The sequence below is a fragment of the Rhodococcus sp. NPDC060176 genome (assembly GCF_042728675.1).
GTDB lineage: Bacteria > Actinomycetota > Actinomycetes > Mycobacteriales > Mycobacteriaceae > Rhodococcus_F.
In genome coordinates this window covers 973018-989110 of record NZ_JBHWYS010000001.1, presented here as the reverse complement: position 1 = coordinate 989110, position 16093 = coordinate 973018, and the positions used below count along the sequence as shown (strand labels likewise).

The 16093-nt window shown below is 62.7% G+C and carries 17 protein-coding genes; 5 read left to right on the top strand and 12 right to left on the bottom strand.

Going from position 1 to position 16093, the window contains the following annotated elements; genetic code table 11:
* Positions 1–151: 151 nt before the first annotated feature.
* On the top strand, positions 152–1357 hold the full coding sequence (gene hppD / locus ACFWEM_RS04730; RefSeq protein WP_378446760.1) for a 4-hydroxyphenylpyruvate dioxygenase: 1206 nt from the start codon (positions 152–154) through the stop codon (positions 1355–1357).
* Positions 1358–1363: 6 nt separating this feature from the next.
* Here the strand turns inward: hppD and ACFWEM_RS04725 are convergent, their stop codons facing one another.
* The 5 genes from ACFWEM_RS04725 to ACFWEM_RS04705 all read right to left on the bottom strand — a co-directional run bounded on the left by ACFWEM_RS04725 (position 1364) and on the right by ACFWEM_RS04705 (position 6315).
* On the bottom strand, positions 1364–2014 hold the full coding sequence (locus tag ACFWEM_RS04725) for an NUDIX domain-containing protein (RefSeq protein WP_378531575.1): 651 nt from the start codon (positions 2012–2014) through the stop codon (positions 1364–1366).
* The gene (locus tag ACFWEM_RS04720) at positions 2011–3294 is read right to left on the bottom strand and encodes an adenylosuccinate synthetase (protein WP_378531573.1); all 1284 of its coding nucleotides are present in this window, start codon (positions 3292–3294) and stop codon (positions 2011–2013) included. The genes ACFWEM_RS04725 and ACFWEM_RS04720 overlap by 4 nt, the downstream gene beginning before the upstream one ends.
* Positions 3295–3307: 13 nt before the next feature.
* The gene (locus tag ACFWEM_RS04715; protein ID WP_378532745.1) at positions 3308–4294 is read right to left on the bottom strand and encodes a hypothetical protein; all 987 of its coding nucleotides are present in this window, start codon (positions 4292–4294) and stop codon (positions 3308–3310) included.
* Positions 4295–4299: 5 nt separating this feature from the next.
* A complete protein-coding gene (locus tag ACFWEM_RS04710; RefSeq protein ID WP_378531571.1) occupies positions 4300–5331 on the bottom strand; it encodes a hypothetical protein in 1032 nt (343 codons plus the stop codon).
* 84 nt (positions 5332–5415) lie between these two features.
* Positions 5416–6315, bottom strand: a complete 900-nt coding sequence (locus tag ACFWEM_RS04705; protein ID WP_378531569.1) for a LysR family transcriptional regulator — start codon at positions 6313–6315, stop codon at positions 5416–5418.
* A 188-nt stretch (positions 6316–6503) separates the two neighbouring features.
* Between ACFWEM_RS04705 and ACFWEM_RS04700 the strand changes: the two genes are divergently transcribed.
* Complete coding sequence (locus ACFWEM_RS04700; RefSeq protein ID WP_378531568.1) at positions 6504–7148, top strand: hypothetical protein; 645 nt, start codon at positions 6504–6506, stop codon at positions 7146–7148.
* Complete coding sequence (locus ACFWEM_RS04695) at positions 7145–7921, top strand: SDR family NAD(P)-dependent oxidoreductase (protein WP_378531566.1); 777 nt, start codon at positions 7145–7147, stop codon at positions 7919–7921. Before ACFWEM_RS04700 ends, ACFWEM_RS04695 begins: the two co-directional genes overlap by 4 nt.
* Before the next feature lie 15 nt (positions 7922–7936).
* Here the strand turns inward: ACFWEM_RS04695 and ACFWEM_RS04690 are convergent, their stop codons facing one another.
* Positions 7937–8698, bottom strand: coding sequence for an SDR family NAD(P)-dependent oxidoreductase (locus tag ACFWEM_RS04690; RefSeq protein WP_378531563.1), 762 nt, complete (start codon positions 8696–8698; stop codon positions 7937–7939).
* 199 nt (positions 8699–8897) lie between these two features.
* Between ACFWEM_RS04690 and ACFWEM_RS04685 the strand changes: the two genes are divergently transcribed.
* The gene (locus ACFWEM_RS04685) at positions 8898–9674 is read left to right on the top strand and encodes an SDR family oxidoreductase (protein WP_378531561.1); all 777 of its coding nucleotides are present in this window, start codon (positions 8898–8900) and stop codon (positions 9672–9674) included.
* A gap of 111 nt (positions 9675–9785) precedes the next feature.
* Here the strand turns inward: ACFWEM_RS04685 and ACFWEM_RS04680 are convergent, their stop codons facing one another.
* From ACFWEM_RS04680 to ACFWEM_RS04655, 6 genes are read right to left on the bottom strand one after another with little or no spacing between them, the layout of a single operon-like run.
* Positions 9786–10607 (bottom strand): MaoC/PaaZ C-terminal domain-containing protein, encoded by an 822-nt coding sequence (locus tag ACFWEM_RS04680; RefSeq protein WP_378531559.1) that lies wholly within the window; start codon positions 10605–10607, stop codon positions 9786–9788.
* Between the two features lie 14 nt (positions 10608–10621).
* Entirely contained in the window at positions 10622–11800 is a 1179-nt protein-coding gene (locus tag ACFWEM_RS04675) for a lipid-transfer protein (protein ID WP_378531557.1), read from the bottom strand.
* Entirely contained in the window at positions 11800–12228 is a 429-nt protein-coding gene (locus ACFWEM_RS04670) for a MaoC family dehydratase (protein ID WP_378531555.1), read from the bottom strand. The genes ACFWEM_RS04675 and ACFWEM_RS04670 overlap by 1 nt, the downstream gene beginning before the upstream one ends.
* Positions 12225–13340, bottom strand: a complete 1116-nt coding sequence (locus ACFWEM_RS04665) for an acyl-CoA dehydrogenase family protein (protein ID WP_378531553.1) — start codon at positions 13338–13340, stop codon at positions 12225–12227. The genes ACFWEM_RS04670 and ACFWEM_RS04665 overlap by 4 nt, the downstream gene beginning before the upstream one ends.
* Positions 13340–14287: a MaoC family dehydratase N-terminal domain-containing protein gene (locus ACFWEM_RS04660; RefSeq protein WP_378531551.1), complete on the bottom strand. Its 948-nt coding sequence runs from the start codon at positions 14285–14287 to the stop codon at positions 13340–13342. Before ACFWEM_RS04660 ends, ACFWEM_RS04665 begins: the two co-directional genes overlap by 1 nt.
* Positions 14284–15450 carry an acyl-CoA dehydrogenase family protein gene (locus ACFWEM_RS04655; protein WP_378531549.1) on the bottom strand — a complete coding sequence of 389 codons (1167 nt, stop codon included), beginning with the start codon at positions 15448–15450 and terminating at the stop codon, positions 14284–14286. The genes ACFWEM_RS04660 and ACFWEM_RS04655 overlap by 4 nt, the downstream gene beginning before the upstream one ends.
* Before the next feature lie 130 nt (positions 15451–15580).
* Between ACFWEM_RS04655 and ACFWEM_RS04650 the strand changes: the two genes are divergently transcribed.
* Entirely contained in the window at positions 15581–16039 is a 459-nt protein-coding gene (locus tag ACFWEM_RS04650; RefSeq protein ID WP_378531547.1) for a nuclear transport factor 2 family protein, read from the top strand.
* Positions 16040–16093: the final 54 nt, after the last annotated feature.

Sequence of the window (16093 nt, the reverse complement as noted above, 5' to 3'; positions counted from 1 at the left end):
AGTGCCATAATCTTCGGATTCCGGCGCTATGTCTACTTTCAACTACCTCCGTTGACTACCCAACCTTTGAAGGACTTATCTGTTTGTACTGGCAGTGCCGAACATAACTCGAGCACCGCACTGTGTACTTCGCACTCAGAGGGGACTCATCATGACCGTCGAACAGACTCTCACCGACGACGAACAGTTGGCCGGCCTGGATCTGGAGCAATTACGCCAGTTGGTCGGATTGGTCGAGTACGACAGCGATCACGATCCCTTCCCGGTGAGTGGTTGGGACGGCCTCGAATGGATCGTCGGAAACGCCACGCAGACTTCACATTTCTTCCAGTCCGCATTCGGCATGGAATTGGTGGCGTATTCGGGTCCGTCCACCGGAAACCGCGACCACCACGCGTTTGTACTCAAGAGCGGTGCCGTGCGCTTTGTCGTCAAAGGTGCTGTGGATCCGGCAAGCGAGTTGATCGCGCATCACAGCCGTCACGGCGACGGCATCCGCGACATCGCGCTCAGCGTCCCCGACGTGGACAAGTGCATCGCGCACGCGATCACCCAAGGTGCGACGGTGCTGAGCGAACCGCACGACGTCACCGACGAGCACGGCACCGTTCGCCTGGCCACCCTCGCTACGTACGGCGAGACTCGGCACACCCTCGTCGACCGTTCCCGCTACACCGGCCCTTACCTTCCCGGATACGTCGAACGGACTTCGTCGTACCGCAAGCGTGACGGCGCGCCCAAGCGAATCTTCCAGGCCCTCGACCACGTCGTCGGAAACGTCGAACTGGGCAAGATGGACCAGTGGGTCGACTTCTACAACCGGGTCATGGGATTCACCAACATGGCCGAGTTCGTGGGCGGCGACATAGCCACCGACTACTCCGCGCTGATGAGCAAGGTCGTCTCGAGCGGCAATCACCGAGTCAAGTTCCCACTCAACGAACCTGCCATCGCGAAGAAGCGGTCACAGATCGACGAGTACCTCGAGTTCTACCAAGGTCCCGGCGCTCAGCATCTCGCACTTGCGACCAACGACATCCTCGGAGCAGTCGACGCTCTGGTCGACGAAGGAATCGAGTTTCTCTCCACTCCGGCTTCGTATTACGAGGATCCCGAACTGCGCGCGCGTATCGGAGAGGTTCGAGTTCCGATCGAGGAATTGCAGAAGCGAGGCATCCTCGTCGACCGCGACGAGGACGGCTATCTTCTTCAGATCTTCACCAAGCCGATCGGAGATCGTCCCACCGTGTTCTTCGAGATCATCGAACGCCACGGCTCACTGGGATTCGGACTGGGAAACTTCAAAGCCCTGTTCGAAGCGATCGAGCGTGAGCAGGCCGCGCGGGGCAACTTCTGAGGTAGGTCAGCTGTTTTCGGTCCACGCCCAGACCACCGCGGGTCGCCCGGTGGCACTGACCCGGACTCGTTCGTCCGTACGTTCCAGCCCTGGCAACGCTTTGAGCGTCCGGTTCAAGTTGCCCGGGTCCGGACGCTCACCGGAAAGTTCCTCCGCCACGGCCAGCGCGTACGACGCCGGGAACGACGGTCCCAGCAGCGCACGCGTGAAAGCCTGATCTCGCCACAACAGGGTGTCCGCAAGGATCGGGCGGGTATCGGCGACTATCCGATTGTGGTCGAACGCAAGGTCCCCCGGGTTGTCCCAGCTCACCCACTCGGCTGAATTCGGCACCTCGTCAGACGAGATCACTGCCCACATGGTCACCGAGAGCGTCGGCCCGCGTGGGTCGCGATTGGGCTCGTCGAACACGGTCAATTGCCCGCTGGCGAGGACCTTCCCGTCCGGAATTCCGAGCTTGGTGGTCACCGCCCGCCTGGCGGCGTCCTGCAACCGCTCACCGGCGCCCAGCAGTACACCGGGCAGCGCCAACTGCCCGGTGTACGGCTCCGCTTGCCGCGGCGTGACGGCAAATCGCAACATCCCAGGCTCCGGATTGCCGAACCGGAGCGCAATGACATCGATCGAGACAAGTGACTGGTCCACACCATCCATCATGCAGGCACTGGGCATCGCACCTGGCGATCGGCCCGGTCGGCACCGTCCGCGGTCAGAACCACCGGCGCCCCCATTTCCTCGCTCAGATACCAGGCGAAATCGTCCGGGTCGGCCGGAAGTTCCTTCGGCACAACCCCTACGGCTTTCAAGAAATCTGTCAGCGCCTGTTGGTGATCGAGATCCTTCCACTCCCCGACGGGAACGGATGACAGTCCTTCGTACGCCTGCACTCCGTGGATCGGGGTGCCGGCGGCCCGCGCACGATCCATCGCATCGAGATGAGTCAGCGCCAATCCGTCGACACCGCCGCTCGCCTCGATTGCGTAGCGCAACAACAACTCGTCGAGGTGACCCATCCGGAATCCACCTTGATACTCACCGGCCCCGTTGTGCAGCTCTGGCAACACCTTCGCCAGATCCGGATCCTCGGTCGGGAACGGTCCAGCTCCGTGTCGTGTCATGTATGTGCGGGTGACACCGAGTACGTAACTGTCCCGACCCAACTCGTCGATCATCGCTCGCGCATTGGACGGCTCGACTGTCGACCACGTGGTGTGTGGGTGAAACCCCCGCCACTCGTCGAGAAGGACGCCTTGCGCTCCCTCGAATACCAGACGACCACCGGCACTCAACCCGCCCAGTGCGCCCGGGCCGGCAATGTCTACGACAGCTCCGAATTCCCTGTACATGTCGACCATGTCGTCGATCGGTGGAAACCCGTGGCGGCTCTCCGCGATCAACGGTCCGTAGTGGGCTGCCAACGCCGACAACTTGAAACGCAAGGAATCCGGCCGCAAGCAGTCCCCCACCGTCGGCGCACTGTGGCCCAGCGCATACGCCGCAGTCTCACCGATCCCCTTGCCACACGAGCCGTGCCGGTGGCCGCCGCGAGCATCCTCGCGGGCTCTGTTGGCTGCGACATGAATCGGCGTCGTCAACAATGCGCGCGCGTCGATACGTATCAGGTCGAACGGGCTTCGAACTCCGATCGACTCCAGGGCGCGCGCCTCCCGGGCGAGCTCGATGGGCTCGACCAACACGAATCTCGAGAGAAACGTCGGGACACCGGACAACGTACCCGAGCCGAACTGCGAAAACGTGTGGTGCCGCTCGCCGACGATCACGTTGTGCGCTGCCTGCGCTCCGCCGTTGAACCGAACCACGGCGGCCACACCGAGATCGGCTTGCTCGGAGCACAGCCAGTCGACTGTTGCTCCCTTCCCCGCGTCGCCGAATCCGAGATCCACGACGACGACGTCACGACCTTCGAAAGCGTTCACAGACTTCCTCCTTCTAGACGAAATCGACGTCGTCCGTGCCGGTTCCGAGGTCACGGGGCAACCCGGCCACCGTTGCAGTGGTACGTCGTGGAATCACAGCCAGGGCCTTTCCGACGGTCTCCGCTTCAGCCGTGGAACCGATGTCGCGGAGATCCGTCAGTCCGTCGCGCAAATCGATGCGATCTTCGCCGATTCCGACCGTCAGCGCGATCAATTCGCACACTGCGGCGGGGTCGTCGAGTTTGACGAAGCGTTCACCGAGCAACTTCTTCCAGTGATCCGCGATTTCCGGATCGTTGAAGTACGACGACTGATCTGGCAGAACGAAGTAGACGTTCCATCTTTCTTCGAGTTCACGGTAGATCGACGGCACCGATACGTCCTGGCGAACCTTGTCACCGATCACCGAACGGATGTGACGAGCCGAGAGCCGCGGCTTGTTCAACTCGTCGCCGATGATGAAGAGGTAGCCTTTCCGTCCCCGCTTCTCCCAGGCATCCGTACTGGTGTGGCGCGCCATGAAATATGCTGCCAATTCATAGCTTTCCGACTTCTGACCACCACCGTTGCCCTCGAGGAAGATGGTTCGAAGCTGCTCGTCCATCGCGTTTCCCGACTCGAACTGCCCGACTTGCAGTGGCACCCGGTCGGAATCCGCGTCGCCGATACCGCCGAACAGAATCTGCGGATCGTCGGCATATCCTTTGCGTTGCAGCAGTCCGTGCAGCTTCCCGAGCTTGTCCTGCATGATGCGAGGGACCGCACCCATCGAACCGGTGACATCGAAAAGCACTGCTATCGGCAGCGAATCGGGGTGCCCGTCCGAATCTCGGCACTCACGCTTGTCGACGCCGAAGGGGTCGAGCGTCGGGTCCGCTTTCCAACTGCTCCGCGGACGCGACCGGAGCGAATCGGTGTAGCCGAAGTCGTCGACCCCACGCGCGGCACGAAAAGTCTTGCCCGCCAAATACGTGTTGTCATCCCAGTATCCGTAGCCCATGGTGATCACTGTCCTTTCGTGGAGGGAACGGCGAACGGACGAAATGTCCGCTGGCCATAGAGAAGATCGAGGAGTTCGTCGAACTCACCCAGTAGATCGATCGCGTCGGGACGCAGTCTGGGGTTGTCCTGCATGCAGCCGCTTGCAAACGCCCTCATCCGTTCGTGGGTCTGCTCGCCCAGCATTCGGAGCATCAAGCGATGAGCCATGTAGATGTCCCAAGCCGACGAAACTGCTTCGCCGAGTTCCGGTGGGTAGGAATCACGATCGGAACCGATCGTCGCCACCGGGCGACTGCCCGCACGGGTGGCAAACGACCAGCCCACCAGCACCACCCCATGCCGATCAGGCTCGATCAGCACGTTGTCCGCAGTGATCGCGGTGTGCACCCAACCAGTAGCGTGCGCTGCCGCTAGAGCCCGAAGTAGCCGTCGGTGCATCCAGGCCCAGTCCCGTGGATCGAGGCCACCTGGATATGCGGCACGAACGTCAGCAAGACTCACAAAACCTTCAGTCAGATCGTCGAGCACGTCGATCTGACGCCTCGTGCCGCTGTCCACATGGGTGATTCGATCGATCAACCGCGGGAAGTACGGGGCTGCCCAACCGACGTCGGACGAATTCTCGATGTCCGTCAACACATTCCGTTCGGCCTCGATCATCGAGTTCGCCCGAGGATTTCGCGGAATCTTGAGTACGACACCGGCATCGGACCGGTACAGGTTGGCGACCGACCCGCGCGCTACCAGTCCACCGAACGCGTACTCTCCCCGCTCTCCGATATAAGCGGGCCGAGAATCCGCCGGCTCGGACTCCGCCGTCCAACTCCGGTAAAGCTCGTTCAATCGGGACGCCGCGGCCGAGTACCGCACCCGATCTTCGGGCTTCACCCGGTCCGGATGAATGGCGGAGGCAAGCCGATGAAAACGACGCTGTGCAGCACGGCGGGAGTCGAGATCACTGGAGACTCCTCCGAACACATCGGCCGAAACTCGTGCTGCCTCGACGATTTCAAGTGCCGTGCTGATCGTTTTCATAGTTTTAGTCTAACCGACTAAAACGAAGACGGCAAGAATGCGCATTTCATCCGAGTACATGCGCATCACATCAGGACACGGCAATCACCTGTCGGCACCGAGGGCTGAAACAGCTTTGCGTAGCTCGATCACTGCCGGACTGCTGTCGCCCTCGCGGGTACACAGATCGATCGAACATTGCTCGATGTCGGAGATTCGCACGAAACTGATATCCGAGCGGGTGTAGTACTCGGCGATCGTTGCTGCCGTTATCACCACCGCTCGACCGTTGGCGACAACCTCGAGCGCTTCGTCCATCGTGCGGACAGAGGGGCCGTACCGGACGGGCACACCACTGGGGCGTGGGTCCACCGACCACCATTTCACCCATTCGGGTGGTGCGCCGTCACTCGAAACCTGCACTGTCCCATCTATTTCAGAAATCTCGATGCTCGTACGGCCCGCCAGCCGGTGCCCCCGGGGCAGGGCCACAACCCGCGGCTCGACGCCGATCCGTTCGAGCACCACACCGTCGAGCACCGGCAGCGGTGGACGCACGAATGCCGCGTCGACGGTCGCGCTCGCTACCGCCGAAACCTGTTGGGACCAATCCAATTGGACCAGTTCCACCTCCGCGTGCAACGAATCGATCACCGCACGCCCCAAACTTCCAGCAGCCCCATTGATGAATCCGATCCTCAATCTCCGGGCCCGCCGACGCTCGAGCGCATCGAGTCCGTTCATCGCGCGAATGGCGAAATCGAGAGCGGGTCGCGCATCCGCGACAAACACCTCGCCCGCGGCGGTGAGCACCACCGGGTGCGAACTGCGATCAACCAACTCGACACCCACCTGTTCCTCGAGTCGGCGAATCTGCTGACTGAGGGCGGGCGCGGTGACGAACAGCCGATCTGCTGCTCGCCCGAAGTGCCCTTCCGTCACGACGACGAGCAATGAGGACACCAAGCGCAGATTCAGATCTTCGCCTCTTCTCGTCTTCTTCATTACCGTCCATTCGGTTGTTTTCGGCGGTCGCTAACCGACAAAGTGATGACCATCACGATATCTGAACAGCAGAGTTAAGCAAACCGGCAATTGTCGAACGAAGTTCTACATATACAGCGAATGCCTCGCCAGGTCACAGTTGGCGCAGATCCGGACAGCCCGCCGAATCTGCGAAACCAGGAGATGTGATGAGCAAGTACGAGCACGAATTCGTCCACATGATGGATGGCGTCGAAAAGCAATTGGAAACCATCGACAATCCGCGGCACCAGAAGATCCTCCGAAACTACCGGCGCCACGCGTTGCTCGAGGTCTCCGGTCGCTACAAGGAAATCCTCTCGCCCGACATGACCGTCGAAGAACCCGTCTACCGGTTGTTCGAAGACGGGCAGTCGATTGTTCTGGACGGTATGGACGCCGTCACCAACTTCTACCAGTCACTCGCCGAGACGGACACCCTTGTCATGTGGACCGGACAGTCCGACTTCGCGGTCTCCGACAGCGGGTTCTCGGGTGAGACCCTCTTCAGTCAATTCGTCCCAGGATCGATTCTGGGAGACGGGGTGTTCGGCGCGGTGCACGAATCGGGTGGATCCACGCCCACCGCCCCCGACCCCGAACAACCCTCGGATATCGACCCCGACGGTTGGTATCTCGTGCGTCGGACCTTGGCATTCGTCTGGCCGTACGACGAGCAGGGGCGACTCATCGGTGAGCATGTCTACGAAGATTCTGCTTCGAAAGTCGTGACCAAGGTGGACCCGAGCGAGGTCATCACGGCGGCGCGCGCAGCCGAACTGCTTGCCCCACTGCTCGAAACGCACCTGCCGTGAGCGCGCCCGTAGCCATTGTCACCGGCGCAGCTGCCGGGTTGGGCGCCGCTATTGCCGAGCGCCTTGCCGAGGACTTCGGCACCCTGCTTCTCCTCGACATCGAAGAGGCTGCGCTCGACGACACCGCAGCACGCCTGGAAAGCCTTGGTGTGGAAGTCCACACGGCTCGATGCGACGTTCGGCGTGAAGGTGACGTCAAGAACGCGTTCGACGTGGCTGCGTCGATCGGAAGTCCGACTGCGCTCGTCAACGGTGCCGGCATCGGCGTCTTCACGCCGTTCCTCGAGATCACCGAAGACCAGTGGGACAACACCTTTGCAGTGAACACCAAGGGCAGCTTCCTGATGTGCCGCGAATTCGTGAGTAGAACCGAGGGTCCGGCAGCGATCGTCAACATCGCGTCGATCGGTGCCCGCTTGGGCGGTGACATGCTCGCGCACTACGGACCGTCGAAGGCCGCCGTGATCGAGATGAGTCACAGCGTCGCCAGGATCGGCGCGACTCGAGGACTCCGTTCGAACACCGTCATGCCCGGACTGATCCTCACCGACATGTGGCTTCGAACCATCAAGGAACTGCGCCGACGCGATCCCTCGCTCGCAGATGTTTCCGATGCTGACGTCTTCGATTCTTTTGTCGCCCAGATGGTTCCGATGGGTCGAGCCCAGACGCCCGGAGACATCGCCGAAATGGTCGCGTTCTTGCTCAGCGACAAGGCTCGCAACGTCACCGGGCAGACGATTGCCGTCGACGGCGGCGCCGTGATGACCTGACCGAGTCGACGGCGGTCAGCCCCAGCGCGACTGACCGCCGTCGAGCGGGATCGTTGCGCCCGTAAGGTACCCGGCGTCTTCGCTGACGAGGAAGACGACGGCACGACCGATGTCGGTCTCGGGATCTCCGACGCGACCCAGCGGGATACCCGCGACAAAAGCCGCCGCTTCTTCCGGATTCTTGTCCATCCACCACTGCAACGCGGGGGTCTTGGCGTGCGGGGCGACGTTGAGAACTCGAATGTTGTCCTTGCCCCATTCGCAGGCTGCGGCGCGGGTCAACGAGCGCATTCCTTCTTTGATGGACCCGTAGGCGCCGTAGTTGCTGGCGTCCCAGCGCACGGCCGCCGAGGTGACCATGTTGATGATGACGCCGCCCCCTCGACTGTTCATGTGCGGGTACGACGCCTGCATCATGCGCAGGGTGGCGAGTGGGCCCGTCGCGAAGGAACGCTCGAAGTCTTCGTCGAGCACGCTCAAGAGCGGGCCGGGCTTACAGTCGTTGGCGTTGTTGACCAGGATGTCGATTCCGCCGAACAGTTCGACGGTACGGTCCACGGCGGCGGTGATGTCGTCCCTCTTGCTGACGTCGCAGACCACTGCCTCTCCGCGTGCACCGATGTCAGCCAGCAGTCCGCAGGTGGTGTGCAACTTGGATTCGGTACGGCCGGCAACGGCGATCACGGCGCCCTCTTTGGCCAAGGCCAGGGCGATCCCCTGCCCGATTCCCTGACCCGCACCCGTGATGAGTGCGACTTTGCCTTCGAGCTTGCCCATGTGACTACTCCAATGTCCGTCGACGTGCGGGGCCCTTTTGCGAGAGCGACCGGTCGATTCTGGTGACTGCCGGTGTTTGTCGTCTACACTCGACCTACAAAACAACCAAGCACTTGCTTGACCCTAAGGTGTGCGACCGTGTCGCGTCAATCACATTGGGCGGCAATTCAGCTCGGCACTGCACCAGGAAGGCTCCACCGTGACACTGCCCAACCCCGTCGATTTCAGCGGACGCTCGGTGATCGTCACCGGCGGCACCAAAGGCATCGGCTTCGTCATCGCCGAAACCTTCCTCGCCGCGGGTGCGAACGTGCTGGTCTGTGGCCGCAACGAACCCGAAACTCTGCCCACGGCCGACGGTCGTAGCGCAGCATTTCGCGCCACGGACGTCCGTGACCCCGCCGACGCCGCAGCCCTCGTCCAGGACGCCGTCGAGCGCTTCGGCCGTCTGGACGTCCTCGTCAACAACGCCGGCGGCTCCCCCGACGCCGATGCTGCGACGGTGTCGCCCCGCTTCGTCGAGAAGATCGTGGCACTGAACTTGTTGGCGCCCTTCAACGTTGCCCAGGCTGCCAACGCAGTGATGCAGACGCAGGACGACGGCGGTGCCATCATCAACATCGGCAGCGTCTCGGCAATCGATCCGCAGCCCGGAACCGCGGCGTACAGCGCAGCCAAGGCGGGCCTCCTCGTCCTGACCAAGGCGTTGGCCCTCGAATGGGCGCCCAAGGTCCGGATCAACCACATCACCACGGGCCTGATCCGCACGGAGGCAGCCGCCGAGGTCTACGGTGCCGACGGCGGCGCTGCTGTCACCAGGACCATTCCGATGGAGCGTATGGCCGTGCCGACCGATATCGCCAACTCCTGCCTGTTCCTGGCGAGCCCACTCTCCTCGTACGTGAACGGTGCCGACATCGCCGTCCACGGCGGCGGCGAATACCCGGCTCGCTACATGGCGACCCATCAGGACTGAATCACTCACAAAGCAGCCCCTGAGCGAATGCGCTCAGGGGCTGCTTTCTTCGTGCGAACAACTGCGGGGTGCGACGAGAGGTCAAGCACCCCGCAGTTGAGTATGGAGGGACTAGTGAGTGGAGAAGCTCACTCGTGCACCGGAAATCGCCACCTGATCACCCTTATTGACCTGAAACGCCAGGTCGTCGGGAGTTCCCCACGCAACGATGGACGGCGCTTCACCCGGATGGATTGCCGCAGCGAATCGGCCGTCGAGGCTGACGAGGTCTGCCGGATGCACTCCGGCGACCCGAGCGAGTTCGAGCGTGCTGGCGGCCAACGTGCACAGTCCGTGCATGATCGGACGCGGCTGGTTGATCCGCGCCGCAGCCTCGGGATCGATGTGGATGTGGTGCTTGTCGCCCAGCAGGCGGTACATCGCTGTCTGATTCTCCGCGGTGGTCAGCACACCGGTGAGCGAAGGCTCGCCCGTCGGCTCCGCCGGACGTGAGGGTCCACGTTCTCCGCCGAATCCACCGGCACCGGGAGCAAAAAGTGACCAGGTCGCGACGAAGTATTCGCACTCCACCCTGACCTCGAACACCGCAGCCGCACCCTTGTCCCACACCTCGCCGACCGAAGCCGTCAAGGTCACGTCACCGCTACGCGGAAGCGGGGCAAGCACTTTCAGCTCTTGCGAGCCGTGGAGCGCCGTCTTGGTGTCGAAGGCTCCCGCTGACCCCAGCGCGTCAGGGGCCCACTGCGCCAGCGTCAGAGCAAAGGTCGGCAGTACCCGAAGCTGATCCTCGAAGACGAGGTCCAGCTCGGTTGCCTTGGCGCCCAAGGCAAGTGCGTACAGGATCGCGTCGCGCTCGGTGTACGAGACGGTGCGGGTCCCGAGATCGGCTCCGCGCCAATCGCCGGCGGTCTTCGCAGCTTCCGAAGTTGTCACTGTCTTTTCCTCTCTCAACCAGCGCCGAGAACGAGACCGCTGGTGGGTACTGCTGTTCCGGCTGTGACCAATACGTTTTCGACGCCCTCGGGCTGGTTGGTCGACGTGCCTCGGACCAATCGCACACCTTCGGCAATTCCGTTGACGCCGTGCAGATATGCCTCGCCGATCTGACCACCGTGAGTGTTGGACGGCAGGCGTCCACCGATCTCGAGGTTGCCTTCGCGGATGAAGTCCTTGGCCTCGCCTGGCTTGCAGAAGCCCAGTTCTTCGAGCTGGGGAAGCACCAACGGGGTGAAGTGGTCGTACAGGATCGCTGCGTTGATGTCATCAGGGGTCAGGCCGCTCTGGCCGTACAGCTGACGAGCAACCAGGCCCATCTCCGGAATACCGGAGATGTCAGGACGGTAGTAGCTGGTCATCATGTGCTGATCCTTGCTACTGCCCTGAGCGGCGCCCTTGATGACGACGGGCTTGTTGGCCAGATCCTTTGCGCGCTCGGCAGAGACGATGACCAGCGCCTGGCCGCCGTCGGTTTCCTGGCAGCAGTCGAGCAGGTGCAGCGGCTCGGCGATCCACCGCGAGTTCTGATGGTCCTCGAGCGTGATCGGACGCTCGTAGAACCAAGCAGCCGGGTTGTTGGCGGCGTGCTTGCGCGCCACCACTGCAACTCGTCCGAAGTCCTCACTCGTCGCACCGTACTGGTGCATGTATCGACGGGCGAACATCGCGACCCACTGAGCGGGAGTCGACAATCCCTGAGGAGTCATCCACGCATATGCAGCGCGGTCGGCCGTGCTGTCCATGGGTCGATCGTGCTGGCCAAGGCCGTAGCGCACACCGGAGCGCTCGTTGAAGGCCCGGTAGCAGACCACTACGTCGGCAACACCCGTCGCAACTGCCATAGCGGCCTGTTGCACCGTGGCACACGCAGCGCCGCCACCGTAGTGAATGCGCGAGAAGAACTTGAGCTCACCGAGGCCGCAGTTGCGAGCCACGATGGCTTCGCCGTTGGTCTCCGATGTGTAGGTGGACAGACCGTCGACCTCGGACGGGTCGATACCGGCGTCAGCGAGTGCCGCGACGATGGCTTCACACGCCAACTGCAGTTCGGTACGGCCGGAGTTCTTGGAGAACTCGGTGGATCCGATGCCGACGATGGCAGCGGCACCCGAGAGTGGGCTGATCGCCATCAGGGCCTCTCCTCTTCCTTGAAAGCGACTGCGACGGTGCCGGATGCATGGTTGCCGAGGCTGTTTGCACCCTGCACCTTGACCACGACCACTCCGTCTTCCTTGGACACGACCTCACCGGTCATCGTCATGGTGTCACCCGGGTAGTTGGGCGCGCCGAGACGAATGGCGATGCGGCGCAGGGTCGATGCAGATCCGGCCCAGTCCGTGACGTATCGACCGACGAGACCGTTGCTCGTGAGGATGTTCATGAAGACATCCTTGGAGCCGCGCTCCTGGGCCAGGCTCGGGTCGTGGTGCACGTCCTGGAAATCGCGGGTGGCGATTGCGGTGGCGACGATCAACGTACGCGTCAGCGGGATTGCCAACTCGGGCAATGCCTCTCCGACCATGATGTCCGCGTAGCTGCGACCGGTGAGAACGGTCATGCGAGCACCTCCACACCGGATGCGAGCTGCGCACCCAGTCGCGCGAGGTCGGAGCTGGAACCCCCGAGGGTGGCGGCAATCTGCTTACCCCACAGCAGGTGACGGTGAACCGGGTAGTCGGTGTCGACGCCCATGCCGCCGTGGACGTGCGTGGTGCGATGCACGACGCGCTGTCCGCCGTCGGTGGCCCACCACTTGGCGACCAGTACCGAGGTGCCGAGATCCAATCCCTCGGAAATGCGCCAGGCTGCCTGCCACAGTGTCACTCGCATTGCCTCGAGATCGATGTAGCAATCGGCGAGCTGGTGGTTGACCGCCTGGAACGTTGCGAGGGGTCGGCCGAACTGCTTGCGGCCGTTCAGGTACGTGACGGCCTGCGCGACTGCACCCGACCCGACGCCCCATTGAATTGCGGCCAATGCCAGCTCGACTCGGTCGATCAGCCACGGAACCGTGGTTCCGTCGGCCGCGCCGATGAGTTGCGCCGGCGTTCCGGCCAAGGTGACGTTGGCACAGATCTCCCAGTTGGTGGACTGCGTCTGTTCGAGCGTCACTCCTTCGGCACTGAGGTCCACCAGCAGCAATGCCGTACCGGTGGACGTGGTTGCCGAGACGAGGGCGAGGTTCGCGATGTGAGTCATCGGCACTACTGCCTTCTCACCAGTCACGGTCCAATTGCCCTCGGCATCTTGCTCAGCCGTGGTCAGTGGGTCGCCGCCCGTGTACGGACCGAACTCTTCGAGACCGACGGTCAGGAATCGACTGCCATCGGCAACTCCCGGAAGGAGTTCGGCGCGAAGGGAATCTGAGCCGAATTCGTTGACAGCCAGTGCCGCAAGGGTCGTCTCCCAGATCGGCACGGCCGCAACGTGACGTCCCTGCTGTTCGAGCAGCGCGTACAGCTCCGACAATCCGAGCCCGCCGCCGCCGAACTCCTCCGGCAGTGCGATTCCGAGCAGCCCGGTGCTCGCGAGTTCACGCCACAGTTCACGGTCGACGCGCTCAGTGGAGAGTTCGATCTCCTTGGTGCGTTCGATCGTCGCCTTGCTGGTGAAGACCTCGTCGGCCAGTGCGCGAATTGCTTCCTGCTCTTCGCTGAAATTGAAGTCCATCAGTGCTCCTCGCGTACGGCCGGCCGGAACGCGGGAAGCGTCAGATCCGGGTCGGCGTCGATCCAGTCAAGTTCCACGGGCATGTCGACCACGACATCTTCGGGCGCGATGCCCACCATGTTGGCGATCAATCGGGTTCCCTCTTCGAGTTCGACGACCGCAACGATCAGTGGGTAGTCGAACGCGTCGATCTTGGGGTGGTGATTGACCACGAAGCTGTACACCGTGCCCCGGCCCGACGCGTCGATCGTGTCCCACTCGAGTGACTGGCACTCCCCGCACATCGGGCCGGTGGGATGACGCAACGTCTTGCAGGACGTGCAGCGCTGGATCACCAGACGGTGCTCCTTGGCTGCTTCGAACCAGAAAGCGTTGTCCGCGTTGAGAGCCGGACGCGGACGCAGCGCACGAGTAGCCTCGGGCGCAGCAGATTCCTGAGGCTTGAACCGCAGCGTCCGCCACCGCTGGGTGCCGACAACCTGGTCGTCACCGTTGCGGTAGGTCTTGAGCGTCGTGACGAAGTGCCCGACGCCAAGACCGGTCTTCTTCTCCGGGGAGATCGATTCGATGACCTCGGTGTAGTTCACACGATCGCCCGGGCGCAGTTCGGTGAGGAACTCCTGATCGGAATCGGTGGCCACGACGGAGGTGTAACCGGCTGCGTCGAGGGTGGCGATCAGATCGGTCCACACCGGCGACGGGTCGTTGCCCGCCATCTTGTCGGTGAACGTCCGCATGATCCAGACCTGGAGCATCTGAGCGGGAGCGACGACGCCGTCGCGTCCGGTGGCGCGGGCGGCGTCGTCGTCGAGGTAGACGGGGTTGGTATCGCCCATGGTCTCGGCCCAATGCCGGATCATGGGGATGTTGACCTCGTCGGGTCCCCAGGTAGTGGGAACCAGAGTCTGGCCGACAAAAGCGTCGAGTTGCGCCGAAATGTCGCTCACTTGACCCTCTTTTCGCGAACCAAGCCGAGCCCGATGGTGCCGACCATGTCACGCAGAACCTCGTTGACGCCGCCGCCGAAGGTATTCACGACACCCTGACGCGAGATCTGTTCGATCTGACCGGCCAGCAAAGCGCCCGGGGACTCGGGGCGGATGCGTCCGGCGGAGCCGAGAATTCCGAGCAGGGTGCGATAGACGTCGACATGAGTCTCGGTGCCGTACGTCTTGGTGGCACCGGCGTCGGCCCCGGAGAGCGTGTCCTGTGCGACGGCGGCCGTCATCTTCCAGTTCAGCAGTCGCATGGCCTCGAGCTTGGCGTGTGTGCGCGCAAAATCCTGCTGGACCCAGGGGATGTCGATGGCGCCGTTTTCCTTGGCCCAGTCCAGGACCAGGTTCCACAGACCGTAGGTACGGCCACCGATGGCCGCCAGGCCGATTCGCTCGTGGTTGAGCTGCGCGGTGATGAGCTGCCAGCCTCCGTTGACCTCACCGACAACGTCCTTCGACGGGACGCGAATTCCGGAGTAGTACGTGGACGTCACCATCAAGCCGCCGACAGTGTTGATCGGTGACCACTCGAAGCCTGCGTCCGCGGTGGGGACGATCAGGATCGAGATGCCCTTGTGCTTGGGGGCATCCGAGTCGGTGCGGCAGGCCAGCCACACGTAGTCGGCAGTATTGGCGCCACTGGTGAAGATCTTGTTGCCGTCGACGATCCACTCGTCACCGTCGAGAACCGCACGAGTTTTGAGTGACGCGAGGTCGGTGCCGGCCTCGGGCTCCGTGTATCCGATGGCGAAGACTATGTCGCCGGCCAGAATGCCGGGCAGGAAACGTTCCTTCTGCTCTTCGGTGCCGTACTTCATCAACGTCGGGCCGACGGTGTTGACGGTCACGAAGGGGAACGGCAGTCCTGCGCGCTGAACCTCGTCGAAGAACACGAACTGCTCCTCGATGGAGCGTCCCTGTCCACCGAATTCCTTCGGCCAGCCGATGCCGAGCCAGCCGTCCTTGCCCAGCAACTTCACGATCTCGCGGAAGTACTCGCCGCCCACACCTTGCTCGCCGGCCGCGCGACGCTTCTCTTCCGGCAGCAGCGCCGCGAAGTACGCGCGCAACTCCTTGCGGAGCTCCTGCTGCTCGGGCGATTCCCTCAGATCCATCGCTGTTTCTCCTATGGCATTCATGGCTGGCAACTCTTGGCCTGGACGCTAACCAGATGCCCAGGTGGGCGCTGTGAATGTCTCGATGAGCGGGAAGCCGAAACATGAGCGGCGTCACATAGGGTGAGATATGCGCATGGACTCCTCGGATCGCGTCGCTCTCACCGACTTGGCCGCCAGGTATGCACAGGCCGTCGACCGCCGAAACACCACCGCACTTGCCGCTCTCTTCACCGACGATGCGGCATTCGTCTTGCCGCCGGCACTGAACGGAACCGATGCGCCGACGGAGATACGTGGAAACTCCGTCGTCAGCAGTTCCGTGGTCGATGCCGTCTCACATCTGCACTCGACGCGGCACATCGTCGAGCAGCAGATCCTCGACCTCGACAGCCCCACCACCGCACACGGTGAGGCCTACTGCTCCGCTCACCACATCTATCCAAGGGGCGACGGCCACCGGGACAACCGGATCGAGATCCGTTACCAGGACAGCTTCGAAAAGGTCGACGGCACCTGGCTGTTCTCGCGTCGCGTATTGGTCGTCGATTTCGCCGAGGACGTTCCGGTCATCCTGCTCGGACAATAGGTACATGAAAAAATCGCGGTGATTCTGTATCTCCTCACGGGAGGTTTACCGGGC